The organism is Isoptericola sp. S6320L (assembly GCF_023015685.1).
Classification (GTDB): Bacteria; Actinomycetota; Actinomycetes; order Actinomycetales; family Cellulomonadaceae; genus Isoptericola; species Isoptericola halotolerans_A.
The window spans coordinates 115,353-140,752 of record NZ_JALKAT010000005.1 but is presented as its reverse complement, the minus strand read 5'-3'; the positions used below and the strand labels follow the sequence as shown (position 1 = coordinate 140,752).

At 74.5% G+C, this 25,400-nt stretch carries 24 protein-coding genes; 18 read left to right on the top strand and 6 right to left on the bottom strand.

The window, feature by feature from the left end:
* Window positions 1-123 precede the first annotated feature (123 nt).
* Window positions 124-489, bottom strand: a complete 366-nt coding sequence (locus MWU57_RS05015; RefSeq protein WP_106266164.1) for a helix-turn-helix domain-containing protein — start codon at window positions 487-489, stop codon at window positions 124-126.
* A gap of 83 nt (window positions 490-572) precedes the next feature.
* Here MWU57_RS05015 and MWU57_RS05010 point away from each other — a divergent pair, with 83 nt between their 5' ends.
* Both MWU57_RS05010 and MWU57_RS05005 read left to right on the top strand, forming a co-directional pair.
* Window positions 573-1,352, top strand: coding sequence for an NAD(P)H-dependent oxidoreductase (locus tag MWU57_RS05010; RefSeq protein ID WP_246907651.1), 780 nt, complete (start codon window positions 573-575; stop codon window positions 1,350-1,352).
* A gap of 107 nt (window positions 1,353-1,459) precedes the next feature.
* Complete coding sequence (locus MWU57_RS05005; RefSeq protein WP_246907649.1) at window positions 1,460-3,190, top strand: DapH/DapD/GlmU-related protein; 1,731 nt, start codon at window positions 1,460-1,462, stop codon at window positions 3,188-3,190.
* A gap of 25 nt (window positions 3,191-3,215) precedes the next feature.
* Here the strand turns inward: MWU57_RS05005 and MWU57_RS05000 are convergent, their stop codons facing one another.
* Together MWU57_RS05000 and MWU57_RS04995 are read right to left on the bottom strand one after the other, a co-directional pair.
* Window positions 3,216-3,938, bottom strand: coding sequence for an ABC transporter permease (locus MWU57_RS05000; RefSeq protein WP_106266159.1), 723 nt, complete (start codon window positions 3,936-3,938; stop codon window positions 3,216-3,218).
* A 23-nt stretch (window positions 3,939-3,961) separates the two neighbouring features.
* Window positions 3,962-4,858: an ABC transporter ATP-binding protein gene (locus MWU57_RS04995; protein WP_106266157.1), complete on the bottom strand. Its 897-nt coding sequence runs from the start codon at window positions 4,856-4,858 to the stop codon at window positions 3,962-3,964.
* Between the two features lie 164 nt (window positions 4,859-5,022).
* On the opposite strand from MWU57_RS04995, the gene MWU57_RS04990 reads away from it, so the two are divergent.
* From MWU57_RS04990 to MWU57_RS04980, 3 genes are read left to right on the top strand one after another with little or no spacing between them, the layout of a single operon-like run.
* Window positions 5,023-6,228: a sensor histidine kinase gene (locus tag MWU57_RS04990; protein WP_246907647.1), complete on the top strand. Its 1,206-nt coding sequence runs from the start codon at window positions 5,023-5,025 to the stop codon at window positions 6,226-6,228.
* A complete protein-coding gene (locus MWU57_RS04985; protein ID WP_246907645.1) occupies window positions 6,225-6,827 on the top strand; it encodes a DNA-binding response regulator in 603 nt (200 codons plus the stop codon). The genes MWU57_RS04990 and MWU57_RS04985 overlap by 4 nt, the downstream gene beginning before the upstream one ends.
* 23 nt (window positions 6,828-6,850) lie before the next feature.
* Window positions 6,851-7,546 carry a GPP34 family phosphoprotein gene (locus MWU57_RS04980; RefSeq protein WP_246907644.1) on the top strand — a complete coding sequence of 232 codons (696 nt, stop codon included), beginning with the start codon at window positions 6,851-6,853 and terminating at the stop codon, window positions 7,544-7,546.
* A 20-nt stretch (window positions 7,547-7,566) separates the two neighbouring features.
* Here the strand turns inward: MWU57_RS04980 and MWU57_RS04975 are convergent, their stop codons facing one another.
* The 3 genes from MWU57_RS04975 to MWU57_RS04965 all read right to left on the bottom strand — a co-directional run bounded on the left by MWU57_RS04975 (window position 7,567) and on the right by MWU57_RS04965 (window position 10,635).
* Window positions 7,567-8,628: a zinc-dependent alcohol dehydrogenase family protein gene (locus MWU57_RS04975; protein WP_246907642.1), complete on the bottom strand. Its 1,062-nt coding sequence runs from the start codon at window positions 8,626-8,628 to the stop codon at window positions 7,567-7,569.
* Window positions 8,629-8,699: 71 nt separating this feature from the next.
* Complete coding sequence (locus tag MWU57_RS04970) at window positions 8,700-10,031, bottom strand: bifunctional o-acetylhomoserine/o-acetylserine sulfhydrylase (RefSeq protein WP_106266150.1); 1,332 nt, start codon at window positions 10,029-10,031, stop codon at window positions 8,700-8,702.
* Window positions 10,032-10,140: 109 nt separating this feature from the next.
* The gene (locus MWU57_RS04965) at window positions 10,141-10,635 is read right to left on the bottom strand and encodes an inorganic diphosphatase (protein WP_106266148.1); all 495 of its coding nucleotides are present in this window, start codon (window positions 10,633-10,635) and stop codon (window positions 10,141-10,143) included.
* A gap of 155 nt (window positions 10,636-10,790) precedes the next feature.
* On the opposite strand from MWU57_RS04965, the gene dacB reads away from it, so the two are divergent.
* The 13 genes from dacB to panC all read left to right on the top strand — a co-directional run bounded on the left by dacB (window position 10,791) and on the right by panC (window position 25,364).
* Complete coding sequence (gene dacB, locus MWU57_RS04960) at window positions 10,791-12,197, top strand: D-alanyl-D-alanine carboxypeptidase/D-alanyl-D-alanine-endopeptidase (protein WP_246907640.1); 1,407 nt, start codon at window positions 10,791-10,793, stop codon at window positions 12,195-12,197.
* A 22-nt stretch (window positions 12,198-12,219) separates the two neighbouring features.
* Entirely contained in the window at window positions 12,220-13,350 is a 1,131-nt protein-coding gene (locus tag MWU57_RS04955; RefSeq protein ID WP_246907639.1) for a zinc-dependent metalloprotease, read from the top strand.
* Between the two features lie 4 nt (window positions 13,351-13,354).
* Window positions 13,355-14,470, top strand: coding sequence for a tRNA lysidine(34) synthetase TilS (gene tilS / locus MWU57_RS04950; RefSeq protein WP_246907636.1), 1,116 nt, complete (start codon window positions 13,355-13,357; stop codon window positions 14,468-14,470).
* A gap of 3 nt (window positions 14,471-14,473) precedes the next feature.
* Complete coding sequence (hpt, locus tag MWU57_RS04945; protein WP_106266141.1) at window positions 14,474-15,025, top strand: hypoxanthine phosphoribosyltransferase; 552 nt, start codon at window positions 14,474-14,476, stop codon at window positions 15,023-15,025.
* A gap of 110 nt (window positions 15,026-15,135) precedes the next feature.
* Window positions 15,136-17,241: an ATP-dependent zinc metalloprotease FtsH gene (gene ftsH / locus MWU57_RS04940; RefSeq protein ID WP_106266139.1), complete on the top strand. Its 2,106-nt coding sequence runs from the start codon at window positions 15,136-15,138 to the stop codon at window positions 17,239-17,241.
* Between the two features lie 26 nt (window positions 17,242-17,267).
* Complete coding sequence (folE, locus tag MWU57_RS04935; RefSeq protein WP_181340719.1) at window positions 17,268-17,867, top strand: GTP cyclohydrolase I FolE; 600 nt, start codon at window positions 17,268-17,270, stop codon at window positions 17,865-17,867.
* 5 nt (window positions 17,868-17,872) lie between these two features.
* Complete coding sequence (folP, locus tag MWU57_RS04930; protein ID WP_246907634.1) at window positions 17,873-18,808, top strand: dihydropteroate synthase; 936 nt, start codon at window positions 17,873-17,875, stop codon at window positions 18,806-18,808.
* A complete protein-coding gene (folK, locus tag MWU57_RS04925) occupies window positions 18,805-20,742 on the top strand; it encodes a 2-amino-4-hydroxy-6-hydroxymethyldihydropteridine diphosphokinase (RefSeq protein WP_246907631.1) in 1,938 nt (645 codons plus the stop codon). Before folP ends, folK begins: the two co-directional genes overlap by 4 nt.
* Window position 20,743: 1 nt before the next feature.
* Entirely contained in the window at window positions 20,744-21,217 is a 474-nt protein-coding gene (locus MWU57_RS04920) for a DUF3180 domain-containing protein (RefSeq protein WP_246907629.1), read from the top strand.
* 25 nt (window positions 21,218-21,242) lie between these two features.
* Window positions 21,243-21,752, top strand: coding sequence for a PH domain-containing protein (locus tag MWU57_RS04915; protein ID WP_246907627.1), 510 nt, complete (start codon window positions 21,243-21,245; stop codon window positions 21,750-21,752).
* Window positions 21,749-23,431, top strand: a complete 1,683-nt coding sequence (locus tag MWU57_RS04910) for a PH domain-containing protein (protein WP_246907625.1) — start codon at window positions 21,749-21,751, stop codon at window positions 23,429-23,431. Before MWU57_RS04915 ends, MWU57_RS04910 begins: the two co-directional genes overlap by 4 nt.
* On the top strand, window positions 23,428-24,405 hold the full coding sequence (locus MWU57_RS04905; protein ID WP_246907624.1) for a Rossmann-like and DUF2520 domain-containing protein: 978 nt from the start codon (window positions 23,428-23,430) through the stop codon (window positions 24,403-24,405). The genes MWU57_RS04910 and MWU57_RS04905 overlap by 4 nt, the downstream gene beginning before the upstream one ends.
* Complete coding sequence (panC, locus tag MWU57_RS04900; RefSeq protein WP_246907622.1) at window positions 24,402-25,364, top strand: pantoate--beta-alanine ligase; 963 nt, start codon at window positions 24,402-24,404, stop codon at window positions 25,362-25,364. Before MWU57_RS04905 ends, panC begins: the two co-directional genes overlap by 4 nt.
* Window positions 25,365-25,400: the final 36 nt, after the last annotated feature.

Below are 25,400 nucleotides of genomic sequence, written 5' to 3'. Positions count from 1 at the left end.
CACGCGGCGTGTGGCTGCCCGGTGCGTGGCCGCAGGCAGGCGAAGGTGCGCGGTGGTCAGCTGCGCATTCGACGAGTCATGGTGCGACGGTAACGCCCTGTCAGGGGCGCTGCCCAGCGGATCTCACGATGCGGGACCATATTCTGAGACGGCATCTGGTCCCGGCCGGGGGACGAACCGCTCGCTCCAGCGGCCCAGCAGCGTGGCGATCGTGGCCAGCTCGCGGCCGGCCTCCGTGAGCTCGTAGGTCACGCGCGGCGGTACCTCGGGGTACACGGTGCGCAGCACGACGCCGTCGGTCTCCAGCGCCCGGAGCTGGCGGGTGAGCGTCTTGGCCGAGACGGGACCCACGGCCCGCTGCAGCTCGCCGAAGCGCAGCGGCCCGTCGGCCAGCTTCGACACGGTGGTCAGCTTCCAGTCCCCGCCGGCGACGGCGATGCCGACCTCGACCGGGCACACCTCCAGCGCGCGTCGTACCGCGTCCCGCATGGCGTCCTCGCTTCCCCTGATGTCCCTTGGTGACACAGATGACCGTACTACCGCTGGCGGTCGGTTGTGCCTACGGTCGCACCATGCAGGCACTCATCGTCTCCGCGGCTCCGTCGGCCGGCTCCCTGACCGCGGACCTCGCCGCCACCGCCGAGTCGACGCTCCGTGACCAGGGCGACGACGTCGTCCTGGTCGACCTGGCGCGGCTCGGCTGGCACCCCGCCGTCCGGCCGTCGGACTACGGCGTCGAGGAGCTGACCGCGCCGGTCGGCACCCACGCGCTCGACGCGGCGGCGTCGGGCACCCTGGACACGGAGGTCGCGCGGCACCAGGAGCTCCTGCGCCGGGCCGACCTCCTCGTGCTGCTCTTCCCGCTCTGGTGGGCGGGGATGCCGGCCGTCCTCAAGGGATGGGTCGACCGGGTCTTCACCCAGGGCTTCGCCTACGGCCTGCGCGACGCCGCGGGCAACCCCCGCAAGTACGGCGACGGTGCGTTCGCGGGCAAGCGCGGGCTGGTCGTGACGACAGCGGGCCGGGCGGAGGCCTTCGGGCCGCGCGGCGTGAACGGCCACATCGAGGACCTGCTGTTCCCCGTGAACCACGGGATCCTCTGGTACACGGGCATCGAGCCCCTGGCGCCGCTCGCCCTGCTCGGCGTCGACTCCCCGGTGTGGGCGGGCGTCGAGGACGCCAGGGCGCAGGTGCGCAAGCGGTTCGAGAACCTCGGCACCGACGAGCCGCTGCCCTACCGGCGGCTGCTCGACGACTACGACGCGCAGCGGCGGCTGCTCGAGGAGCACGCGCCCGGACGGACCGACCTGGCGATCCACCGGCGCACCGGCGGCCCGGCTGATCGACCGTGATCGTTCCCGGACCGCGGCGGCCGAGGAGCCGTCCCGGCCACCGGGCCCGCCGTAGCATGTCCGCGTCGGCGCCGACCGGGCGTCACCCGCCCGATCCCAGGAGCACTGTGAGACCCGATGCGCAGGGCGTCGCCCCCGGCAGCGGCACACGTCCGCACGACCACGACTTCTCACCCTGGGGCTTCTGGACCGACGCCGACGACGAGCAGCGTGCCCGCCAGCTCGCCTGGCAGGACCACCTGCAGGGCCTGCACCCCACGTGGAGGCTGGCGGACGGCGTGTTCGTCTCGGAGCACGCCGCCGTGCAGAACGAGCACCTCACCCTCGGGGAGCGGACGTACGTGGCGGCCGGCGCCTATCTCACCGGGACGCTGCGTGCCGGGCGGGACTGCTCGGTCAACGCGTACACGGTGGTGCGCGGCGACGTCGTCCTCGGCGACGCGGTGCGCATCGGGGCGCACACCTCGATCCTCGGGTTCAACCACACGTTCGACGCCGGCACCGAGGTCCACCAGCAGCCGTTGACGTCGCGGGGGATCAGCGTCGGGGACGACGTGTGGATCGGGTCGCACGTCGTCCTGCTCGACGGCGTCACGGTCGGCGACGCCGCCGTCCTCGCCGCGGGTGCCGTCGTCACCAAGGACGTGCCGCCCGGCGCCGTCGTCGGGGGGAACCCGGCACGCGTGCTCAAGTGGCGGGTGCCGCCGTCCGGCGCTCCCCGTGCCGCCGCCTCGGGCGACGGCCTGGCGGAGGCCCTCCGCGCGTTCGCCGACCGCGCTCGCGACCAGGCGCCGGACGTCCTCGCCAGCCACTGGGACCCGCGGGCACGGCTGTTCCTCGACCGGCCCGGCGGCCGGGCGACGGTCCGCGCCCAGTGCGACGCGATCGAGGTCGCGGACCTCCTCCTCGGTGCAGCACCCGGGCAGCTGCCCGCGGCCGAGCAGGTCGACCGGCTGCGATCGTGGCAGGACCCGAGGACGGGGCTCGTGGGCGAGCTGTCGTCCGACGGCGGGCGTGCCCCGGCCGACGAGCCCTGGCCGCACCCGGACGAGAGCTACCACGTGCTGTGCGTCGGGTACGCGCTCGACCTCCTCGGTAGCAGGTTCGCGGCGCCGATCCGGTTCGCCCGGCGCAGCGCTTCCGAGCTCGTCGCCGCCCTGGACGCGCTGCCCTGGCGTCGCAACGCGTGGGGCGCCGGGCACCAGGTCGACGCGCTCGGGACGGCTCTGCTGTGGAACGCCCGCCGGGACGACGCGGAGGGCGACACAAAGGACGGCGCGGACCACGGCCCGGTGTCCGGGGCGCTCGAGACGCTCATGGGGTGGTTGCTGACGAGGGCCGACCCCGCGACGGGCCTCTGGGGGCGACCCACTCCGGACGGGGGTCTGCTCCAACCCGTCAACGGGTACTACCGGACGACCCGCGGCACCTTCGCGCAGCACGGCCTGCCTGTCCCGTACCCGGACCGCGTCGTCGACACCGTCCTGGCACACGTCCGGGACGACCGCTGGTTCCGCCCGGAGAGCTACACCGCGTGCAACGTCCTCGACGTCGCCCACCCGCTCTGGTCGGCTCGATCCACCGGCCACCGCACCGACGAGGTCCGGGCCACGGCCCGCCGGCTCCTGGCGGCGGTGCTCCCCGGCTGGCAGGACGGCGTCGGCCTCGCCTTCCGCGTCCCGCACCCGGCGACCCGCGGGGCCGACGACACCCTGCCGAGCCTGCAGGGAACCGAGATGTGGCTCGCCACCGTCTGGCTGCTCGCGGACCTCCTCGACCTCTCGGAGGAGCTCGGCTACCGGCCTCGAGGCGTGCACCGGCCCGAGCCGGCCGCCTGAGAGGCGGCCGGCCCGCGCGAGAGCGTCAGCGGCGCGGCTCCCACCGGAACATCTTCGCCGCGACGGCGACAGCGACCAGGACCCATGCCAGCGTCGGGGCGAGCAGGGGGAGCGAGCCGGTCAGCGCGGCGCCGCCGTCCCAGGCGGCGACGATCAGCTCGGTGGCCGCACCCCCGGGCAGGAGCCGCTTGAGCAGGGCCATGCTCTCGGTGCCGGTGATGCCGACCCAGCTGGCGACGGCGATCACGCCGATGCTCAGGGGCAGGGCGGTCACCTGGGCGTGCTCGGGGGAGTTCGTCACGCCCGCGGTCGCGATCCCCAGGGCGAGCATCATGGCGAACGCCGCGAGGGTCGCCGCGACGAGGAGCACGGCGTCGACAGGTCCTCCGCCGCTGGCGGCGGCGAAGACCCCGAGGATCAGGGCGATCTGCACCAGAGCGATGGCACCGACCGGCAGGACGAGCCCGGTCAGGATGGTGGCGTCGCTCGCCGCCGTCGACCGGAGCCGCTTGAGGAAGAGGCCCTGGCGCCGGGCGGCCAGCGTGGTGACCGTCGTCGCATAGAGGTTGAACGCGGCGATCGTGAACACGAGCACGGCGGCGACGTACCCGATGCTGCCGATCCGCGTGAAGACGTCGCGGTAGCTGATGAAGAAGACGGCGACCGCGACGGGCATGAGGAGGCTGGTGACGAGCACCGACCGGTTGCGGAAGAGCTGGACCAGCTCGGCCTGGGCGAGAGGAAGCACGATGATCTCCTGTTCGGGGTAGGTCAGGAAGCGGTGGAGTCGGCGCCGATGGCGCGGAAGACGTCGTCCAGGCGGGTCGGTGCCGCGGAGAGGCCCTCCAGCTCGACGCCGTGGGTGTCTGCCCAGTCGAGGAGCTGCTTGAGGTCTCGCTGGAGCTCGAAGGTCTCGATCGCGTAGGACGCGTCGGCCTGCGGGACGGAGCTCGTCGGCGGGGCGGGGGCGTGCCGCGGCAGCGAGAACTGGATCGAGGCCGGGAGCGACCGGGTCAGCTCGGCCACCGTCCCCTGGTGGCGGAACGTGCCGCGGTGCATCAGGCCGATGCGGTCGGCACGCTGCTGCGCCTCCTCCAGGTAGTGGGTCGTCAGCACGACCGTCGTGCCCTCGTCGCGCAGCCGCTGCACCGTGGCCCACAGGGAGTCCCGGGACGCGATGTCCAGGCCGGTGGTGGGCTCGTCGAGGAACAGGAGCTCCGGGTTGCCGTACACCGCGGTCGCGAAGTCGAGCCGACGCCGCTCCCCGCCGGAGAGCTGACCGGTGCGGGTGTCCGCCTTGTGCCCGAGGTCGACGAGGCCCAGGACGCGCTCCACGGAGTCCTCGCGTCCGCTCAGGCGGCCGATCAGCCGCGCGGACTCCGCGACGGTGAGGTCGGCCGAGAAGCCGCTCTCCTGCAGCATGATCCCGACCCGTGGGCGCACCACCGAGCGGTCGGCCGGGTCCGACCCGAGCACGCGCACCGTGCCCGAGGTGGCCTGGCGGTGCCCCTCGACGACCTCGAGGGTCGACGTCTTGCCGGCACCGTTGGTCCCCAGGAGCGCGTAGAGCTCTCCGCGCTCGATGTGGAACGACAGGTCCTTGACGGCGTGGAAGTCGCCGTACGCGACGTCGAGTCCCTCGACGTCGATCACAGTGTTGGTTGACATGGCCCCATCAGACCGCCGACGGCGGCGGGATCCCAGTGTCCCGGCGTCACCCGCCGGCATGACGGACCGCATCGCCCCGGTGTGACGCAGCGTCACTAGCAGGAGGTTCGTCCGTGGACGGATACTGGTGGGCACGATCCCTCGAGCCCTGTGAGCCGCCCACCATGGATGACCGCACCTCCGCCCCGCAGCGCGCGGCCGCGGGGCTCTGGAAGACGTCGACGGCGTCACGGTCCTCGCGTCGGCGGTTCCGCCGGGTCAACCTCACGGCGCTGCTGCCGGTGATCGCCGCCGTGGGGGTCCTGCTGGTGGCGAGGCAGGCGCAGACCTGGGACCAGGCGCTGGTGCTGGGGGCGGGCCTGCTGGCCGCCCTGGTCGCGTTCGAGCGGTGGTCCGCCGGCGACCTCGCGCGGGTGGCGGCGCCCTGCCTGCTCGTCTCGGCGGCGGTGTGGCCGTACGGCGCCCTGGTGGTCGACGGCGACACGCAGGCCGCCTACTACGCGCTGGCCGTCGTGGCGTGCCTGGTGGTCCCGGAGCTTCCGCGCCACCGGGCGGCGGCAGCCGTCGGGGTCGGGCTGTACGTCGCGGCGGTCGGCACCTGGGGGCTGGTCGCTGCCGGGCCCTTCTCGGCGGGTGCGCTGATCTCCTTCGTGATCCTGCCCACCGGTTTCACCGTCGTCTCGATCTGCCTGCGGCTTCCCAACAAGGGGTTCTACGACGTGATGACGGAGCTGGAGGAGGCACGGGAACGGGAGGCGGAGCTCGCCGTCGTGCGTGAGCGGGTCCGGTTCGCGAGCGACCTGCACGACATCCAGGGCCACACGCTGCACGTGGTGAAGCTGAAGATCGCGCTGGCGCAGAAGCTCCTGCGCGCGGACACGGCGCGCGCGGAGCAGGAGCTGCGCGAGACGTACGACCTGGTCGGCGACACGATCGCGCAGGCCAAGGAGCTCGCCTACGGGCGCCGTCGGCCGAACCTGTCGGCCGAGCTGGAGAACGCCAGGAACCTGCTCGAGGCCGCGGGCATCCACGTCCGTGTCGACCACCCGACGAGCGTCCGGGCGCAGCCCGGCGACCTGCTGGCGCAGGTGCTGCGGGAGACGACCACCAACGTCCTGCGCCACTCGCGCGCCACGCTGGTGCACGTGGCGGTCACGGACCACGGCATCACGATCGTCAACGACGGGGTCGACGGGCACCCGCCGCCGACGCTGCGCGGGCTGTCGCTGCTCGCGAGCCGGGTGGCGGACAACGGTGGCACGCTGACCGCGGAGCTCGCGGACGACCGGTTCCGGACGGCGGCCACCTTCCCGGCCGGCGCCGCCGGCGCAGCCGGGGCCGACCTGCGACCCGAGGAGGACGCACGATGACCACGGTGGTGCTGGCCGACGACGAGGCCCTGCTCCGCAGGGCGCTCGCTGCGCTCCTCCCGCTCGAGGGCGACGTCACCGTCCTGGCGGAGGCGGCCGACGGCGCTGAGGCGGTCGAGGCCACGATCGAGCACCGGCCCGACGTGCTGGTCGTCGACCTCGAGATGCCGGGGGTCGACGGCCTGGAGGCCGTGGCCGAGATCCGCCGTGTCCTGCCGGGGCAGGTGGTCCTCATGCTGACCCGCCACGCCCGGCCGGGGGTGCTGCGCCAGGCCCTGCGGCTCGGGGTGCAGGGCTTCGTGAGCAAGTCGGCCGAGCCGGCGCACATCGCCCGGGTCGTCGCGGCGCTGCACGAGGGAGGGCGGTGGATCGACCAGGACGTCTCCGCCGCGGCCCTCATCGACGACGTCCCGCTGACGGACCGGGAGCTCGACGTGCTCCGGGTGACGCGCGACGGCTACTCGGTCGCCGAGATCGCCGCCCGGCTGTACCTGGCACCAGGAACGGTGCGCAACTATCTGTCCAGCGCCATGCAGAAGACGCAGACCCGCACGCGGCACGAGGCCGCACGCTATGCCCGTGAGCACGACTGGCTGTGACGCGCACCGACGAGAGGAACGACATGTCCGAGCGCCCTGGTCCACCGGCCGCCCCGACGCTGGCGGAGGACCTGCTGCTGCTGCTCTTCCAGCCACGGTCCGGCACCATCGCCGGGGAGAACACCCTGTACTACGTCCTGGCCGGCGGCGTGCTCGCGGACCTCGCGCTCGGCGAGCACGTGCGCACCACGCGCTCGCCCGGAGGCAACGTCCGCGTGGGCGCCGTCGAGGACCGGGCGCCGTCGGACCCGGTCCTGCGGTCGGCCTGGGACTACGTGGCCGGCAAGCCCCGCGGGGTCCAGACCGTGCTCGCCGCCATCGGCCCCGGGCTGCGGGCGCCGCTGCTCGAGAACGTCGTCGCGCGCGGCGACATCCGCCAGGAGTCCCGCACGGTGCTCGGCCTCTTCCGATCGACCGCGCTCGTGGACGGCGGGACGCCCCGCCGGGCGGAGCTCGTCGAGAGCGTGCGTGCGGTGCTCGTCGACGGCGCGGAACCGACGCCACGGGTGGCGGCGCTCGGGGGCCTGCTGGCGGGCAGCGGCACGCTTCCCCAGCTCCACCGGGAGATCCCGTGGACGACGCCGGTCATCAAGCGTGCGCACGAGCTCGAGCGCGGGACCTGGGGCGCCCAGGCCGCCGGCGCGGCGGTGGCGCGCACGGTCACCGCCACGGTCGTCAACAGCACGACCTACGCCCTGACCCTCGTCCCGCGGGGCTGAGCCCGCCCTGCACCCGGGTCTCAGGGGCGCAGCAGCACCTTGGTCGCCCGGCGCTCGTCCATCGCGGCGTAGGCCTGCGCGACGTCGGCCAGGGGCATCTCGGCGTCGAACACCTTCCCCGGCCGGATCGCACCCGACAGCACGTCGGGAAGCAGCTCCGCCATGTGGGCACGGGCGGGCGCCATCCCGCCGCCCACGGTGATGTTGCGGCGGAAGAGCTGCCCGATCGGCACCTGCGAGCCGCCGTGCGGCACCCCGACGAACCCGACACGGCCGCCGCCACGGACCGACCCGAGCGCCTGCGCCATGGACTCCTCGGTGCCGACGCACTCGAGCGCGGCGTCGGCCAGGTCGCCGCCGAGCAGCTCGCGCAGCGCGGCGACGCCCTCCTCGCCGCGTTCGGCGACGACGTCGGTGGCGCCCAGCTCGCGCGCCAGGGCGGCCCGGTCCGGGTGCCGCGAGAACGCCACGACGCGTTCCGCCCCGAGGCGCCGCGCGGCGATCACCCCGCACAGCCCGACGGCGCCGTCGCCCACCACGGCCACGGTGTCGCCCGGACCGACCCCGGCCGACACGGCGGCGTGGTGTCCGGTGGACATCACGTCCGACAGCGTCAGCAGGTGCGGCACCAGGCCGGCGGCCTCCAGGTCCGCCAGGGGGCGGCCCACCGGGAACAGCGAGTGCTGCGCCAGCGGGATGCGGACCCGCTCGCTCTGGGCGCCGTCGACGGGGTGCCCCTCGCGGTCGGTCGAGCCGAAGCCGGTCACCCGGTCGCACGCCGAGGGGTACCCGGCCCGGCAGGACTGGCACCGCCCGCAGCTCAGCGAGAACGGCACGACGACGACGTCGCCGGGCTCGGCCGAGGTCACCTCGGCGCCCACCTCCGCGACCACGCCGATCAGCTCGTGACCGATGGGGTGCGGTTCCTTGGTGGGGGTCACGCCGCGGTAGGGCCACAGGTCGGAGCCGCACACGCACGCGGCCACCACCCGCAGGACGGCGTCGTGCGGCGTCAGCAGCACCGGGTCGGGGCGCTCCTCGGCGCGGACGTCACGGGCGGCATGGATCATCGTGGCGAGCATGCGACCACCGTACGGCGCGCGCGGCGCGCGCGACGCCGTCGGACATCGTGAGACGGCGTCGCGCGACGACGTCAGCGTCCGAGCGCCGCCTTCGCGGCGGTGAAGCCCAGCTCGAGGTCGGCGAGGATGTCGTCGACGTCCTCGATGCCGACGGCGAGGCGCACCAGGCCCGGTGTGACGCCGGACTTGGCCTGCTCGGCCGGGGTGAGCTGGCTGTGGGTCGTGGACGCCGGGTGGATCACCAGGGAGCGGACGTCACCGATGTTCGCCACGTTCGAGTGCAGCTCGAGCGCCGAGACGAACGCCTGGCCGGCCTCCGCCCCGCCGTCGAGCTCGAACGCCACCACCGCGCCGGCACCCCGCGGGGCGTAGCGCTGCTGGGTGGCGTGCCACGGGCTGGACGCCAGGCCCGCGTAGTGGACGGTGCGGACGTCGTCGCGCGCCTCGAGCCACTCGGCGACCCGCTGGGCGTTGGCCACGTGCCGCTCGACGCGCAGGGAGAGCGTCTCGATGCCCTGGGAGATCTGGAACGCGTTGAAGGGGGAGACCGCTGCGCCGAGGTCGCGCAGGAGCTGCACGCGCGCCTTGAGGACGTACGCCAGGTTGGCGCCGAGGATCCCGTCGACGCCCAGGTCCCGGGCGTAGACCACGCCGTTGTACGAGGGGTCGGGGGTGTTGAAGCCCGCGAACCGCTCGGGGTACCGGGCGTAGTCGAAGTTCCCCGAGTCGACGATCACGCCAGCCACGGACGTGCCGTGCCCGCCGAGGTACTTCGTGGCCGAGTGCACGACGACGTCCGCGCCGTGCTCGATCGGCCGCACGAGGTACGGCGTCGCCACCGTGTTGTCGACGATGAGCGGCACCTCGGCGGCGTGCGCGGCGTCCGCCACCAGCGCGATGTCGAGGAAGTCCCCGCGCGGGTTGGGGATGGTCTCGGCGAAGAACGCCTTGGTGTTCGGCCGGACGGCGGCGCGCCAGGCGTCGGCGTCGTGCGCGTCGTCGACGAACGTGGTCTCGATGCCGAGCCGCGGCAGGGTGTGCTTGAGCAGGTTGTACGTGCCGCCGTACAGGCTCGAGGAGGCGACGACGTGGTCGCCGGCCTCGGCGACGTTGAGGATCGCGAACGTCTCGGCCGCCTGGCCGGAGGCGAGCAGCAGGGCGCCGACGCCGCCCTCGAGGTCCGCGATGCGGTTCTCCACGACCTCCTGGGTCGGGTTGTTGATCCGCGTGTAGATGGGCCCCAGCTCCGCGAGCGCGAACCGCTTGGCGGCGGTCTCGGCGTCGGGGAACACGTAGGACGTGGTCTGGAAGATCGGCAGCGCCCGGGCACCCGTCGTCGGGTCGGGCGCCTGGCCGGCGTGGATCTGGCGGGTGGTGAAGGACCAGCGGGGTGCGTCTGTCATGACGTGACCGTACGAGCGCGGTCTCGCTGAGTGGAAGGGGTGATCCACAGCGTGAGACGACGGCGGCCCCCTCGCCCGTCGAGGGGGAGGGGGCCGCCGGTGCGACGCGTCAGTGGCTGTAGCCGGAGTCCTTCGCCCGCTGGAAGGAGCGCTCGATCTCCGCCTCGGCCTCCTCGCGGCCGACCCAGTGCGCACCCTCGACCGACTTGCCCGGCTCCAGGTCCTTGTAGACCTCGAAGAAGTGCTGGATCTCCAGGCGGTGGAAGTCCGAGACGTCGTCGATGTCCTGGCGCCACGCGGCGCGCTGGTCACCGAGCGGCACACACAGGACCTTGTCGTCGCCGCCCGCCTCGTCGCGCATCCGGAACATGCCCAGCGCGCGGCACTTGATGAGGCAGCCGGGGAACGTGGGCTCCTCCAGCAGGACGAGTGCGTCGAGCGGGTCGCCGTCCTCGCCGAGGGTGCCCTCGATGAACCCGTAGTCGTCCGGGTAGCGGGTCGAGGTGAACAGCATCCGGTCGAGCCGGATCCGGCCCGACTCGTGATCGACCTCGTACTTGTTCCGCTGACCCTTCGGGATCTCGATCGTGACGTCGAACTCCACTGTTCCTCCAGTCTCGGGGCGTGCGCGCAGCCCCAGTGTGCCACGCAGACGCCGTCCGGACGCCGTGGCGCGGTGCTGCTCGAGCGCGAGAACGTGCGAGAATGCGGGGGACGGAGCCTGCTTGTGACCAGGTTCACGAGAACGGGGAGGACCGCATGGGGTGGCGGCTGAGCATCGGCGCCACCGTCACGACGGTCGTGGCCCTCTTCGGTGGCTACCTGGTGGCCGACGCGTACGACGTCGTGCCCGGCATGGTCACCCTCGAACCGGCCCCCGAGCCCCCCGCGCCGTTCCCCGACGCCCCCGGCGCGACCACCGGCCCGAGCCCCTCCGCCGTGCTCCCCGCCGTGTCGCAGGACGCCCCCGTGCCGGACGCCGCCGCCGTCGACGACCTGGTCGACGACCTGGCGGGCGACAACCGGCTCGGCAAGCGGGTCGGGGTGCTGGTCGCCGACGGCGCCACGGGGACGACGCTGGGACAGTCCGCCCCGGACCGGCTGATGATCCCGGCGTCCACCCAGAAGATCCTCACCGCCGTGGCGGCCTACGCCGGGCCCGGCGGCGACACCCGGCTCGTCACGCGGGCGATGCTGCACAGCGACGACCGGCTGGTGCTCGTCGGCGGTGGCGACATGCTGCTCGCGGCGGGCGAGGGCGATCCCACGGCGGTCAACGGCCACGCCGGCCTGGGCGACCTCGCTGACCAGGTGGCGGCGAAGATCCGCCTGACCGGTACGGACTCCGTGACGCTCGCCGTCGACGACACCCTCTTCACCGGGCCCGCGATCGCCCCCACGGTCCGGGCCAGCGACGCGGCCGACGGCTACGTCGCCCCCGTGGCCGCGCTCGCCGTCGACGCCGCCCGGCTCACCGACGACAAGTACGCCCGCCGCGAGGAGGACCCCGCGCTCGCCGCCGCCCGCACGTTCGCCGACGCGCTGGCCGACCGCGGCATCGAGGTGTCCGGAGAGATCGTGCGGCAGGCGGCGCCGTCGTCGGCGGTGGAGGTCGGCCGGGTGGAGTCCGCACCGCTCGGCGACCTCGTCGGCTACCTGCTCGAGGAGTCCGACAACACCCTCACGGAAGTGGTGGGACGGCTCGTCGCGATCGACGCCGGCCTGCCCGGCTCGGCGGACGCGGCCGTCAGCGAGGTGCTCGCCACCGTCGAGGACCAGGGCGTGGACCTGTCGGGCGCTGTGCTCACCGACCTGTCCGGGCTCGGCACGGGCTCGCGCATGAGCGCGCAGCAGCTCGTCGACAGCCTCCTCGTGGCCGCGGCGCAGCCCGAGCTGCGCGCAGCCGTGACCGGCCTGCCCGTGGCCGGCCTCGAGGGCACGCTCGCCGACCGGTTCGGTGGTGACAACCCCGGCCGCGGCTACACGGAGGCGAAGACGGGGAGCCTGCCCGACGTCCGGGCGCTCGCCGGCACCGTGGTCACGGACGACGACCGGCTGCTCGTCTTCGCGCTGGTCGCCGACCGCATCCCCGAGGGCGGCTCGGTGGGCGCCAACCTGCTCTTCGACGACTTCGTGGGAGACCTCGCGGCCTGCGGCTGCTCGTAGCCGCCGCGGTTACCGTGGACCCGTGACCGCACCGAGCACCGCCCTCGTCGACTGGTCGACGGCCGCACAGATCGCCCGTCGCGTCGCGCGGCCGGGACCCGTCGCCACGCGCGGCGAGCTCGACGACCTGGTCGGGTCGCTGCGCACGGCCGCCCACGACGCCGTCCCGCACGTCCTGCGGGTGACGCGGATGCGTCCCGCGACGGGGGCCGACGTCGAGCGGGACCACCACCCGGACGGCCGGCTGCGCCGCGTCCGCGTGCCGCGACCCGACCTCGGCGACGTCCGCGTCGTCGACCGCGCCACCTGGGCGCTGGCCAACACCCGCTCGATGGCGGCGATGACCGCGCCGGCGCTCGCCGTCCTCGGCAAGGACGCGCCGTCGGCGGGGTCCGGAGCCGCCCGGCTGGCCGGAGCGGCCGAGGTCGGCGGGCTCCTCGCGCTCCTGTCGTCGAAGGTGCTCGGCCAGTTCGACCCCTACGGCGAGGGCCGGCCGGCCCTGCTGCTGGTGGCGCCCAACGTGCTCGCCGCGGAGCAGGCGCTGCGCTTGGACCGCCGCGACTTCCACCTCTGGGTCTGCCTGCACGAGCAGACCCACGCCCTGCAGTTCGCCGCCGCACCCTGGCTCGCGGACCACCTCGCCGGCCGGCTCGGCACCCTCCTGCAGGACGTCACCACCACCTCGATGGGCCTGGCCCACGCCCCGTGGCGGGACAAGGCCGCCCTGGTCGGGCGCACCGTGCTCGACGCCGTCCGCGGCGAGCTCACCACACCGCTCGACCAGGTCCTGGGCGCCGAGCAGAAGCGCGTGCTCGCCGAGATCACCGCCGTCATGGCGCTCCTGGAGGGGCACGCCGACGTGATGATGGACGCCGTCGGCCGGCGCGTGGTGCCGAGCGTCCGCACCATCCGGTCCCGGTTCGAGAAGCGGCGCGACGGCGAGGGCGCACCCCGGTTCGACGCGGTGCTGCGGCGGGTCCTCGGCATGGACGCCAAGCTGGCGCAGTACCGCGACGGCGCCCGGTTCGTGCGCGCCGTGGAGGAGCGCGCCGGCCGTGACGCGCTGAACGCCGTGTGGGCCGCCCCCGAGCACCTGCCGTCCGCGCGGGAGATCCACGACGCGCGGGCCTGGGTGCGCCGCGTCCACGGCTGAGACCGTGGCCCGCGTCGACCCCGCCCTCGCCGCCGCCCGCGCCGCGGTGCGCGGCGAGCTCGCCGACCTCCCGCCCGACGCCCTGGTGCTCGTGGCCTGCTCGGGCGGCCCGGACTCGTCGGCGCTCGCGGCCACGCTCGCCACGGAGTCGCGACGGGTCGGCCGCTCGGTGCGCTCCCGGGGGCACGCGGTGCGGGCGGGCGCCGTCGTCGTCGACCACGCCCTGCAGCCCGGCTCCGACGGCGTGGCCCGGCGGGCCGCGCAGCAGTGCCGCGAGCTGGGCCTCGACCCGGTGGTGGTGCGTCGCGTCGAGGTGGACCCGGTGGCCGGCGGCCCGGAGTCCGCGGCGCGCGACGCCCGCTACGCGGCGTTCGACGACGTGGTCGCCGCCACGGGCGCGGCCGCGGTCCTGCTGGGCCACACGCTGGACGACCAGGCGGAGCAGGTGCTGCTCGGCCTCGCCCGGGGGAGCGGGACACGCTCGCTGGCGGGGATGCCGCGGCGTCGCGGCCCCTACCGCCGCCCGTTCCTCGGGCTGCGGCGCGCCCAGACGGAGCGGGTGTGCGCCGTCGTCGGCCTCGCGCCGTGGCAGGACCCGACGAACGACGCGTCCGCGGCCGGGGCACCGCTTCGCTCGCGCGTGCGCGGACGGCTGCTGCCGGCGCTCGAGGAGGTGCTCGGCCCCGGCGCGGTGGCAGCGCTCGGGCGCAGCGCGGACCAGCTCCGCGACGACGCGGACCTGCTCGACGCGCTCGCCGCGGACCTGCTGGCCGCGGCGCGCGTCCCGGCCGGCCCTCCCGGCGGTCCTCCGGCCGGGACCGGGGGGACGGGCCCGACGGACGCCGGCGACGCCGTCGTGCTCGACGTCACACCGCTCGCCGAGGCACCCGCCGCGCTGCGCCGTCGGGTGCTGCGTGCCGCGGCCCTGGCCGCAGGCTGTCCTGCGGGGACGACGACGTCGCGGCACGTCACGGCGCTCGACGCCCTGGTGGTGCGGTGGCGCGGTCAGCGCGAGGTGCACCTGCCCGGTGGCGCACGGGCCACGCGCGCGTGTGGCAGGCTGGTCCTGCGCTCGGGCACGGTTCCCGGCGCGGAACCCATCCCGCACCATGAGGAGTAGCCCGTGGACCAGTCGGACGTCGCCGGCGACCTCGCCGACATCCTGCTCACCGAGGAACAGCTGGGCAGCCGGCTGGACGAGATGGCCGCCCAGATCGACGCGGACTACGCGGGCAAGGACCTGCTGCTGGTCGGGGTGCTCAAGGGTGCGGTCATGGTCATGGCCGACCTCTCGCGCCGCCTCCACCACCCGGTCTCGATGGACTGGATGGCCGTGTCCTCCTACGGCTCCGGGACCAAGTCGTCCGGGGTGGTGCGGATCCTCAAGGACCTCGACACCGACCTGTCGGGGCGCAACGTCCTGATCGCCGAGGACATCATCGACTCGGGTCTCACCCTGTCCTGGCTGGTGCAGAACCTGCGCTCCCGCGGACCGGAGTCGGTCGAGATCGCGACGATGCTCCGCAAGCCGGACGCCGCGAAGGTGGAGGTCGACGTGAAGTACGTCGGCTTCGACATCCCCAACGAGTTCGTGGTCGGCTACGGCCTCGACTACGCCGAGAAGTACCGCAACCTGCCGTTCATCGGGACGCTCGCACCGCACGTCTACGCCTGACGTGCGCTGAGCCCTGCGCGAACACACCGGGAACTCTCAGGACGGCCGTGTAGTTTCGCCTATCGAACCACCGCCCGGACGAAGGGAAGCGGGGCAGCGCCCCGTCACGGATGAACCTCAAGAAGATCTTCAGCGGACCGATCATCTGGATCGTGCTCGGCCTGGTGCTCGTCGCGCTCGCGTTCTCGGCCTTCACGGGCGAGCGCGTGAGCCGCGTCGAGACGTCGCAGGGCCTCGAGCTGCTCCAGGGTGACACGGTGGAGCACGCCCTCATCGTTGACGGTGAGCAACGGGTCGAGCTCGACCTCTCGGAGCCCTACGTCGTCGACGAGGACACCGACGACGAGGTGGACCACGGCGAGAAGGTCGACTTCTTCTGGGTGGCTCCTCAGGGCGAGGACGTCGTCGCGGCCGTCGAGGGCGCGGACCTGCCCGACGGGTACGACACCGACGTGCCGCAGGCCTCCTTCTGGGGATCGATGCTGTCGTTCCTCGTCCCGTTCCTCATCATCCTCGCGATCTTCTGGTTCGTGATGTCCCGCATGCAGGGCGGCGGCAACCGGGTCATGGGCTTCGGCAAGTCCAAGGCGAAGCTCATCAGCAAGGACATGCCCCAGGTGACGTTCGACGACGTCGCCGGCGTGGACGAGGCCGTCGAGGAGCTGCACGAGATCAAGGAGTTCCTCGCCGAGCCGGACAAGTTCCAGGCCGTGGGGGCGAAGATCCCGAAGGGCGTCCTGCTGTACGGCCCGCCCGGCACCGGCAAGACCCTGCTCGCGCGCGCCGTCGCGGGCGAGGCCGGGGTGCCGTTCTACACGATCTCCGGTTCCGACTTCGTCGAGATGTTCGTCGGCGTGGGTGCCTCGCGCGTCCGCGACCTGTTCGAGCAGGCGAAGAACAACGCCCCCGCGATCATCTTCGTCGACGAGATCGACGCCGTCGGCCGCCACCGCGGCGCGGGCATGGGCGGCGGGCACGACGAGCGCGAGCAGACGCTCAACCAGATGCTCGTGGAGATGGACGGGTTCGACGTCAAGACGAACGTCATCCTCATCGCCGCGACCAACCGCCCGGACATCCTGGACCCGGCGCTGCTGCGCCCCGGCCGTTTCGACCGTCAGGTCGCCGTGGAGGCGCCGGACCTCAAGGGTCGTGAGCGGATCCTGCGGGTGCACGCCCAGGGCAAGCCCATGGTCGACGAGATCGACCTGGCCGCCGTCGCGCGCCGCACCCCCGGGTTCACCGGCGCCGACCTGGCGAACGTGCTCAACGAGGCCGCGCTGCTCACCGCGCGCTCCGGTGCCCAGCTCATCGACGACCGCGCGCTGGACGAGGCGATCGACCGCGTCATCGCGGGCCCGCAGAAGCGCACCCGCGTCATGCAGGTCAAGGAGCAGAAGATCACCGCGTACCACGAGGGCGGGCACGCCCTGGTGGCGGCGGCCATGCGGTACACCGACCCCGTCACCAAGGTGACGATCCTGCCGCGCGGGCGCGCCCTCGGCTACACGATGGTCATGCCCACGGAGGACAAGTACTCGACCACGCGCAACGAGCTGCTCGACCAGCTCGCGTACGCCATGGGCGGCCGCGTGGCCGAGGAGATCGTGTTCCACGACCCGACCACGGGTGCGAGCAACGACATCGAGAAGGCCAGCGCCATCGCCCGCAAGATGGTGATGGAGTACGGCATGAGCGACAAGGTCGGGGCCATCAAGCTCGGCTCCGCCTCCTCCGAGCCGTTCCTCGGCAAGGACATGGGCCACCAGCGTGACTACTCCGAGGCCGTGGCGGGCACCGTCGACCACGAGGTCCGTCGCCTCGTGGAGGCTGCCCACGACGAGGCCTGGGAGGTCCTGACCCAGTACCGCGACGTCCTGGACGACCTGGTGCTGCAGCTCCTCGAGAAGGAGACGCTCAACCAGGCGGAGCTGGCCGAGATCTTCGGCCCCGTGGTCAAGCGCCCGGCCCGCGACGTGTGGCTCTCGAGCGAGCAGCGTGCCGTGCACACCCGCGGACCGGTCATGACCGACGGCGAGAAGGCCGCCTACTCGACCAACGGCACGCCGGGCGTCCCGCAGGACGAGGCCGCCGTCGTCGGGAACGTCGAGGCGGAGGCGGCGGCACGCTCCGACGTCACCGGGCGCATCTCGCGTGCTGCCGGCGAGCCGCGCGACGGCGGCCACCACGAGGAGACCTCCGAGGAGAGTCCGTGAGCGACGAGGACCTGCCGCTGACCGCGGTGTCCATCGGGGTGCGGCCTGCCGCCGACGTGCCGGCCTACGACGCCGAGCGCGCCGAGGCCGCCGTCCGTGAGCTGCTCGTCGCCGTCGGCGAGGACCCCGACCGCGAGGGCCTGGTGGACACCCCGGCCCGGGTCGCCCGCGCCTACCGGGAGATCTTCGCCGGGCTGCGCCAGGACCCCGAGGACGTCCTGACCACCACGTTCGACCTCGGTCACGAGGAGATGGTGCTGGTCAAGGACATCGAGGTGTACTCCACCTGCGAGCACCACCTGGTGCCGTTCCACGGCGTCGCCCACGTGGGCTACATCCCCAGCGCCGACGGCCGGATCACCGGGCTGTCCAAGCTCGCCCGCCTGGTCGAGGTCTACGCCCGGCGGCCCCAGGTGCAGGAGCGGCTGACCACGCAGGTCGCCGACGCCCTGGTGCGCATCCTGGAACCCCGCGGCGTCATCGTCGTCGTCGAGTGCGAGCACCTGTGCATGTCGATGCGCGGCGTGCGCAAGCCCGGGTCGCGGACCGTGACCTCGGCGGTGCGGGGCGCCATGCAGAACGCCGCGACCCGTGCCGAGGCGATGAGCCTCATCCTGGGACGGTAGTCCGCATGGCTGGACGCGACGCCGTGGTCGCCGGGCTCCCCGAGCTCACCGCGACCGGACGCTGCCTCGTCATGGGGGTCGTCAACATCACCCCCGACTCGTTCTCCGACGGCGGCGAGTGGTTCGAGCCGGACGCCGGCGTGCAGCACGGCCTGGACCTGCTCGCGGAGGGTGCGGACATCCTGGACGTCGGCGGCGAGTCGACCCGGCCCGGGGCCGCGCGCGTCAGCGAGGCCGAGGAGCTGCAGCGCGTCATCCCCGTCATCGGGCGGCTCGCCGCGGCCGGGGCGGTCGTCTCCGTCGACACGACGCGGGCGGCGGTCGCCGAGCGTGCCGTCGCCGCGGGCGCCCGGATCGTCAACGACGTGTCCGGCGGCCTCGCCGACCCGGCGATGGCGGACGCCGTCGCCTCGACGGGCGCCGCCTACGTCGCCATGCACTGGCGCGGCCACGCCGACGTCATGGACGACCTCGAGACGTACGACGACGTCGTCGTCGACGTCCGTGCAGAGCTCGGCGAGCGCCTCGCGGCCCTGCACGACGCCGGGGTGGCGCCCGAGCAGATCGTCCTCGACCCGGGCCTCGGGTTCGCGAAGGCCGGGGCCCTGAACTGGCCCCTGCTGGCACACCTCGACGCGCTGCACACGCTCGGCCGGCCCGTGCTGGTCGGGGCGTCCCGCAAGCGGTTCCTGGGGCACCTGCTCGCGACCGACGCCGGTGAACCGGCACCCCCGCTGGCCCGCGACGACGCCACCGCGGCCATCTCCGCGCTGGCCGCACACGCCGGGGCATGGTGCGTGCGCGTGCATGCCGCGCGTGCGAGCGTTGACGCCGTGCGCGTCGCAGCCGCCTGGGACGCAGCCCGCACCACCCAGGAGAAGACCTTTCCGGGGCGCGACCACGTCGCGTCGCCGGACCACGAGACGGAGGCCACCCCGTGACGTTTGCCGATGCCGTACCCGGCCCGGACGGGCAGCCCCTCGACCAGATCCGGCTGTCGGGCGTGACCGCGACGGGGCACCACGGCGTGCTCCCCGAGGAGCGTGCCGAGGGGCAGACGTTCCGCGCCGACGTCGTGCTGCACCTGGACACCCGCGCCGCGGCGAGCTCCGACGACCTGGCCGCCACGGTGAGCTATGCGGAGGTCGCCGAGGACGTACACGACGTGCTCGCCGGCTCGCCCGCGGACCTCGTCGAGACCGTCGCCGAGCGGATCGCCGCGGTGGTGCTCGAGCGGGGCCCCGTGCAGGCCGTGGACGTCCGTGTGCACAAGCCGCAGGCGCCCATCAGCGTGCCGTTCGACGACGTCGAGATCGTGGTGCGCCGCGACCGCGAACGGATGCCGGCGGTCAGCGTGCCCGCCGCGCAGGAACCGGCCACCGCTCCGGAGCCGCCGCCGGTGCCGCCGGCCCCGGTGCCCGCGCCGTCCGGCCCGGTACCGGTCGCGGTGGCCGAGCAGTCGGCGCACGTCCCGGACACCGGCGAGACGATGATCTCCGCGATCCCGGTGGAGCTCGCGCCTGTCCCGGCGCCCGAGCCCACCCCCGCAGCCGCGTCCGCCTCCGAGCCGGAGCCGACGCCGGGGCCCGAGTCCGCCCCGGAGCCCGAGCCGGCCGCAGCCGCGCCGGCCGACCCGCTGGACGCCGCGCCGTCCGGTCCGGTCGAGGCGGTCCTCGCCCTGGGCTCCAACCTCGGCGACCCCCAGGGCACGCTGCGCGCCGCCGTGACCGACATCGACCGCATCCCCGGGCTGCAGGTCATGGAGGTCTCCCCGCTGGCCCGGACCGCCGCCGTCGGGCCGGAGCAGCCGGACTTCCTCAACGCCGTGCTGATCGTGCGGACCACGTTGCCGCCGCGCGACCTGCTCGGCGCGTGCCAGGAGGTCGAGCTGATGCACGGCCGCGTCCGCGAGGAGCGGTGGGGCCCGCGCACCCTGGACGTGGACCTGGTGCAGTACGACGGGCTCGTGGCGAGCGCCGAGGACCTCGAGCTGCCGCACCCGCGGGCGCGCGAGCGGGCGTTCGTGCTGGTCCCGTGGGCCGAGGTCGACCCGGACGCGGTGCTGGGCGGCCTCGGTGGCGGCCCCGTGGCGCAGCTTGCCGCGACGGCACCGGACCGGCCGGGCATCCGCTGGCTGGCGCTGGACTGGCTCACCGAGCCGGCCACGACCGGCGCGGTCGCCGCGCAGCCCCAGGCGGCGGCCGAGCCGGAGCCCGCGGAGTACGCGGAGCAGCCGGAGCAGCAGCAGCCGGAGCAGGAGCAGCATGCTGCGCTGCCGGTCCGCGACGCACAGCCGCCCGCCGGGCCGTACACCCCGGCGCAGGGCGACCCGGCGGTGCCGCAGCCGCTGCCGCCCGCGCCCGGGCCGATGCCCCCGTCCGTCCCCGTGCCGCGTCAGGACGGCCCGCCGTCGACGGGTCCGACGGCGCAGGCCGCCTGGGTCTACGAGCCGGAGCAGGTGCCGGAGCGCCAGGAGCCGCCGGCGTTCGTCCCCGCCGCCCAGGAGCCGACCTCGTACGCGGCGCCGGAGCCGACGCCCGCCGCCGAGCAACGTCCGGAGCACGCGCCCGAGCGCCCGTCCGAGCAGTACCCGCACTACGCCCCGCAGGCGGACTACGCACCGCAGCTCGGGTACGCACCGCAGGCGGAGTATGCGCCGCAGCCGGACTACGCGCCGGAGCCGCCCGTCCAGAGCACCCGCCCGCAGCCGGTCTACGCCGAGCCGCACCGCACGGTGGCCCCGCCGTCGGTGAGCCCGGCCCCCGCGAGCCCGCCCGCACCGTACTCCGGGCACGTCGAGCAGGCGACGGTCCCCGCGCCGCACCAGCACGCACCGATCCCGCCCGCGCCGGACGCCGACCCCGGACGCCCCTGACGTGCGCCGCACCCGCCTGCGCACCCTGGCGGCGGTCGCGGCCGTCGTCGCGGTCGTCGGTGCGCTGCTGCTGCGGCTGCTGGAGTCGCGGCGCGTCTACGTGCCGGGGGCCGCGTGGGTCGAGGTCCTCGCGATCCTGCTGCTGGCCGGGCTGATCTTCGGTGCCGGCTGGTCGGTGCGTGCCTACCTGCGGGGTGACCGGCCGGACCTGTCCGGCCTGCGGGCGGCGCGGACCTTCGCGATGGCCAAGGCGGCGGCCTACACCGGGGCGCTGCTCGCCGGCCGGTACGTGGCGCACGTGCTCGTCGTGCTGCCGGAGCTCGAGGTCGAGGCCCGGCGGGACCAGGCCGTCGTGTCCGGCGTCGCGGCCCTCGCGGCGGTGGCGCTGAGCGTGGTGGGGCTCGTCGTGGAGAAGTTCTGCGAGGTCCCGCCGCCGGAGGACGACGACGGCAAGGCCGAGGCGATCACGTCCTGACCGCGCGGGATGGCAGGATGAACGTATGACCTCGCTCGATCCTGCCGCGCAGCCCGCGGGCCCGTTCGACCCGCCCGGTGTCACCTGGGACCGCGTCTCGCCCCGGCTGATCACGGCCCGGCTCGTCGTCCTCGCCCTGACGTTCGGCCTCCCGCTCGTCGCCTGCGCCGTCGTGGCGGCGCTCGTGACGCCGTGGGTGTGGATCCCCGCCGGCGTCCTGGCGGCGCTGCTGCTGTGGACGGTGCTGCTCGTGCCCCGGCAGGTCCGGGCCATGGGGTACGCCGAGCGCGACGACGACCTCCTGATCCGCAAGGGCATCCTGTTCCGCCAGCTCGTCGTGGTGCCCTACGGACGCATGCAGTTCGTCGACGTCGAGGCGGGACCGCTGGACCGCAAGCTCGACATCGCCAAGGTCCAGCTGCACACGGCGGCCGCCAGCACCGACGCCGTCATCCCGGGCCTCGCCCCGGACGAGGCCGAGCGACTCCGCGACCGTCTCACCGCGCGCGGTGAGGCAAGGCTGGCGGGTCTGTGAGCGACAGCGGCCCGGTGCCCTCCTCGGCGTCGCGCCCGGCGCAGAGCCCGGAGCCTCCGGCGCAGCAGCAGTGGCGGCGGGTCCACCCGGTCACGCCGTTCGTCCGGGGCTGGGCGGTGATCGTCGCCCTGCTCTTCGTGGTGGCGCAGCAGAGCTTCGACGGCGTCCCGTACGGCGAGATCGTCGACGACCTGGCGCGGCTGTGGTGGGTCTTCGCCCTCGGTGTGCTGGTCGTGCTCTCGATCGTCTTCGGGTACGCCGCGCTCGCCTGGCGCATGACGAGCTACGCGGTCGACGACGACGCCGCGCACCTGCGCAAGGGCATCCTGTTCCGCCAGCAGCGGCACGCCCGGCTCGACCGGCTGCAGGCGGTGGACGTGCGCCAGCCGCTCCTGGCCCGGATCTTCGGGCTGGCGGAGCTGACGCTGGAGGTCGCGGGCGGCACGGACTCCGCGGTGGCGATCGGGTTCCTGCGCCTCGACGACGCGACCGAGCTGCGCGCGGACCTGCTCGCGAGAGCTGCCGGGGTGAAGGCCCGTCGCGCCGGCGCGGTGACCGCCGGGACGACGGCCCCTGCGGTGGCCACCGACGACTCCGGCACCGCCGCCGCGCCGGTGCCGGACGCCGAGGCCGAGGCGCCGCGAGGGTCCGCCGTGGCCGCCGACGCCCCGGACCCCGCGGTGCTCGGGGCCACCGTTCCGGCCGAGGCCCCCGAGAACCAGGTCTACGAGGTGCCGCCGGGCCGGCTGGTGGCCTCGCTGGTCCGTCTGCCCGTGGTCTGGATCATCCTGGCCGTCCTCATCGCGGTCGGGGTGGGCGTGGCCGCCACCCGCAACTTCGGGATCCTGTTCTCGCTGCTGCCGGCCCTGCTGGGCGTGGGGACGTTCCTGTTCAACCGGTTCGCGGGCGAGTTCGGCTTCCGGGCGGCGGTCTCGCCGGACGGCATCCGGCTGCGCCACGGACTCCTGGAGACCCGTGCGCAGACGATCCCGCCGGGCCGGGTGCAGGCCATCGAGCTCACCCAGGGCATCTGGTGGCGCGGCAAGGACTGGTGGCGCATCAAGGTCAACGTCGCCGGGTACGGCGTCGAGGGCACGGACACGCAGAGCGTGCTGCTGCCGGTGGGCCCACGGCAGGAGGCGCTCACCGCCTTGTGGCTCGTGCTCCCGGACCTCGGCACGCAGGACCCGGCCGCGCTGGTCGACGAGGGGCTGACGGGCGACGCCCGCACGGACGTGAGCTTCACGACGAGCCCGCGCCGGGCCCGCATCCTCGACCCGCTGACGTGGCGCCGCAACGGCTTCGTGGTCACCGACCGTGCGCTGCTGCTGCGCGGCGGGCGCCTGACCCGGCGCCTCGCGGTGGTGCCGCACGAGCGCACCCAGTCGCTCGGTCTCGAGCAGGGCCCGTGGCAGCGACGCCGGGGCGTGGCCTCGTTCACCGTGCACTCGACGCCGGGCCCGATCAGCCCCGCCGTCCACCACCTGGACGCCCCGGACGCGGCGCGGCTCATCGCGGAGCAGGCGGTGCGCGCCCGTACCGCCCGTGCGCAGCAGACGCCGGAGCGCTGGATGGAGACGGTGGCCGCGGTGGCCGCCGCGCAGTCGGACGCACAGCCCGACACGCAGCCCGACATGCAGCCTGACGCGGGGCCGGCGCGACCCGAGGGCGACGCGTGACTGCCGTGCCGCCGTCGGGCACGCCGGACCCGGCGGCCACCACCCGACCGGGCCGTCTCGGCGTGGGCGTCGTCGGCGCGGGCCGCGTGGGTGCGGTGCTCGGCAGCGCGCTGCGCTCGGTGGGGCACGCGGTGGTCGGGGCGAGCGGCGTCTCCGACGACTCCCGCGAACGCATCGAGACGCTCCTGCCGGGCGTGGCGAACCTCGAGATCCCCGAGGTCGTCGAACGGGCGGAGCTCGTCCTGCTGGCGGTGCCCGACGACGCCCTGGCCGGCCTGGTCGCCGGGCTCGCGGAGGTCGGTGCTTGGCAGGGCGGGCAGATCGTGGTGCACACCTCGGGCCGCTACGGCACCGACGTGCTCGCCCCGGCCCAGCGTGCCGGCGCCATCCCGCTGGCGGTCCACCCGGCGATGACGTTCACCGGCACCTCGCTCGACCTCGCCCGCCTCACCGGCTGCACGTTCGCCGTGACGGGCCCGGGAGCGGTGCTGCCGATCGGCCAGGCGCTGGTCGTCGAGATCGGCGGGGAGCCCGTCGTCGTCGACGAGGCGGCACGCGGGCTCTACCACGCGGCGCTGGCGCACGGGTCGAACCACCTGGTGGTGCTGGTCGCGCAGGCCGCCCAGGCGCTGGAGGCCGCCGGGATCGAGCATCCCGGCCGGGTCCTGGCGCCGCTGCTGGGCGCGGCCCTCGACGGCGCGACCCGCTCCGCCGACGTGCGTGACGGCGTCGGCCCCGGCGCGATCTCCGCACTCACCGGCCCGGTGTCCCGCGGCGACGCGGGCACGGTGGCCACCCACCTCGAGGTCCTCGGGGACCTCGCGGCACGGACCGGGGCGACCGACGTCCCGGCCACCTACACGGAGCTCGCCCGGGGCGCCACGCGCCGCGCGCTGGCGAGCCACCGGATCGACGACGTCGCGGCCCGGGTGCTGCTCGACGCCCTCGACGAACCTCGCAAGGAGCACGAATGACCGCCCCCGCCCACGACGCGCACGACGAGCCCCGGCTCCCGGTGGTCGTCGAGACCCGGTCCCGGCTGCAGGACGCCATGGCCACGTGGGCGCTCACCGCGCCCGAGGTCACCGACCGGCGCGCCGTCGTCATGACGATGGGTGCGCTGCACGAGGGTCACCTCGACCTGGTGCGCCGGGCCCGGGCCGAGGCCGGGCCCGGCGGCCAGGTGCTGGTGACGATCTTCGTCAACCCGCTGCAGTTCGGTGCCGGCGAGGACCTGGACAGCTACCCGCGCGACCTCGAGCGGGACGTCGCGCTGCTCGCCGGCGCGGGGGCCGACGTCGTCTACGCGCCGACGCCCGACGTCGTCTACCCCGACGGCGACCCGATCGTGCGCGTCAGCGCGGGCCGGATCGGCGAGGTGCTCGAGGGCGCGTTCCGGCCCGGGCACCTCGACGGGGTCCTGACGGTGGTCCTCAAGCTCCTGCACGCCACGCGCCCGGACGTCGCGCTGTTCGGCCAGAAGGACGCCCAGCAGCTCCTGGCGGTGCGGCGCATGGTGCGTGACCTGGACCTCGACGTGGAGATCGTCGGCGTCCCCACCCGCCGCGCCGAGGACGGCCTCGCGCTCTCCTCCCGCAACGCGTACCTGTCCGACGCCGAGCGCCGCTCCGCGCTGGCGCTGTCCCGCGCGCTGCGGGCCGGGGCGGAGCGTGCGGCCGACGGCGCGGGTGCCGCGGCGGTCCGGGCGACGGCCTCGGGAATCCTCAACGAGGCCACCGACGTTGTGGTGGACTACCTCGCGCTCGTCGACCCGGATACCGTGGAGGAGGTTCCCGCCGAGCACACCGGACCCGCGCTCCTGCTCGTCGCGGCGCGCGTGGGGACCACCCGACTGATCGACAACCAGGCCGTGGACGTCGTCGCGCCTTCCGACGGCAGCGAAACCCTAGGCCAGGAGGCATCTCGTGACTGACCAGACTGCTTCGTCCGTGGGCTCGCACGCCCCCGT

Excerpts from the sequence above, each read along its gene's own strand:
- MWU57_RS05015 (WP_106266164.1), bottom strand. The coding sequence starts at position 489 with ATGCGGGACGCGGTACGACGCGCGCTGGAGGTGTGCCCGGTCGAGGTC.
- MWU57_RS05010 (WP_246907651.1), top strand. The coding sequence starts at position 573 with ATGCAGGCACTCATCGTCTCCGCGGCTCCGTCGGCCGGCTCCCTGACC.
- MWU57_RS04995 (WP_106266157.1), bottom strand. The coding sequence starts at position 4,858 with ATGTCAACCAACACTGTGATCGACGTCGAGGGACTCGACGTCGCGTAC.
- MWU57_RS04990 (WP_246907647.1), top strand. The coding sequence starts at position 5,023 with ATGGATGACCGCACCTCCGCCCCGCAGCGCGCGGCCGCGGGGCTCTGG.
- MWU57_RS04985 (WP_246907645.1), top strand. The coding sequence starts at position 6,225 with ATGACCACGGTGGTGCTGGCCGACGACGAGGCCCTGCTCCGCAGGGCG.
- MWU57_RS04980 (WP_246907644.1), top strand. The coding sequence starts at position 6,851 with ATGTCCGAGCGCCCTGGTCCACCGGCCGCCCCGACGCTGGCGGAGGAC.
- MWU57_RS04975 (WP_246907642.1), bottom strand. The coding sequence starts at position 8,628 with ATGCTCGCCACGATGATCCATGCCGCCCGTGACGTCCGCGCCGAGGAG.
- MWU57_RS04970 (WP_106266150.1), bottom strand. The coding sequence starts at position 10,031 with ATGACAGACGCACCCCGCTGGTCCTTCACCACCCGCCAGATCCACGCC.
- dacB (WP_246907640.1), top strand. The coding sequence starts at position 10,791 with ATGGGGTGGCGGCTGAGCATCGGCGCCACCGTCACGACGGTCGTGGCC.
- ftsH (WP_106266139.1), top strand. The coding sequence starts at position 15,136 with ATGAACCTCAAGAAGATCTTCAGCGGACCGATCATCTGGATCGTGCTC.
- folP (WP_246907634.1), top strand. The coding sequence starts at position 17,873 with ATGGCTGGACGCGACGCCGTGGTCGCCGGGCTCCCCGAGCTCACCGCG.
- MWU57_RS04915 (WP_246907627.1), top strand. The coding sequence starts at position 21,243 with ATGACCTCGCTCGATCCTGCCGCGCAGCCCGCGGGCCCGTTCGACCCG.
- panC (WP_246907622.1), top strand. The coding sequence starts at position 24,402 with ATGACCGCCCCCGCCCACGACGCGCACGACGAGCCCCGGCTCCCGGTG.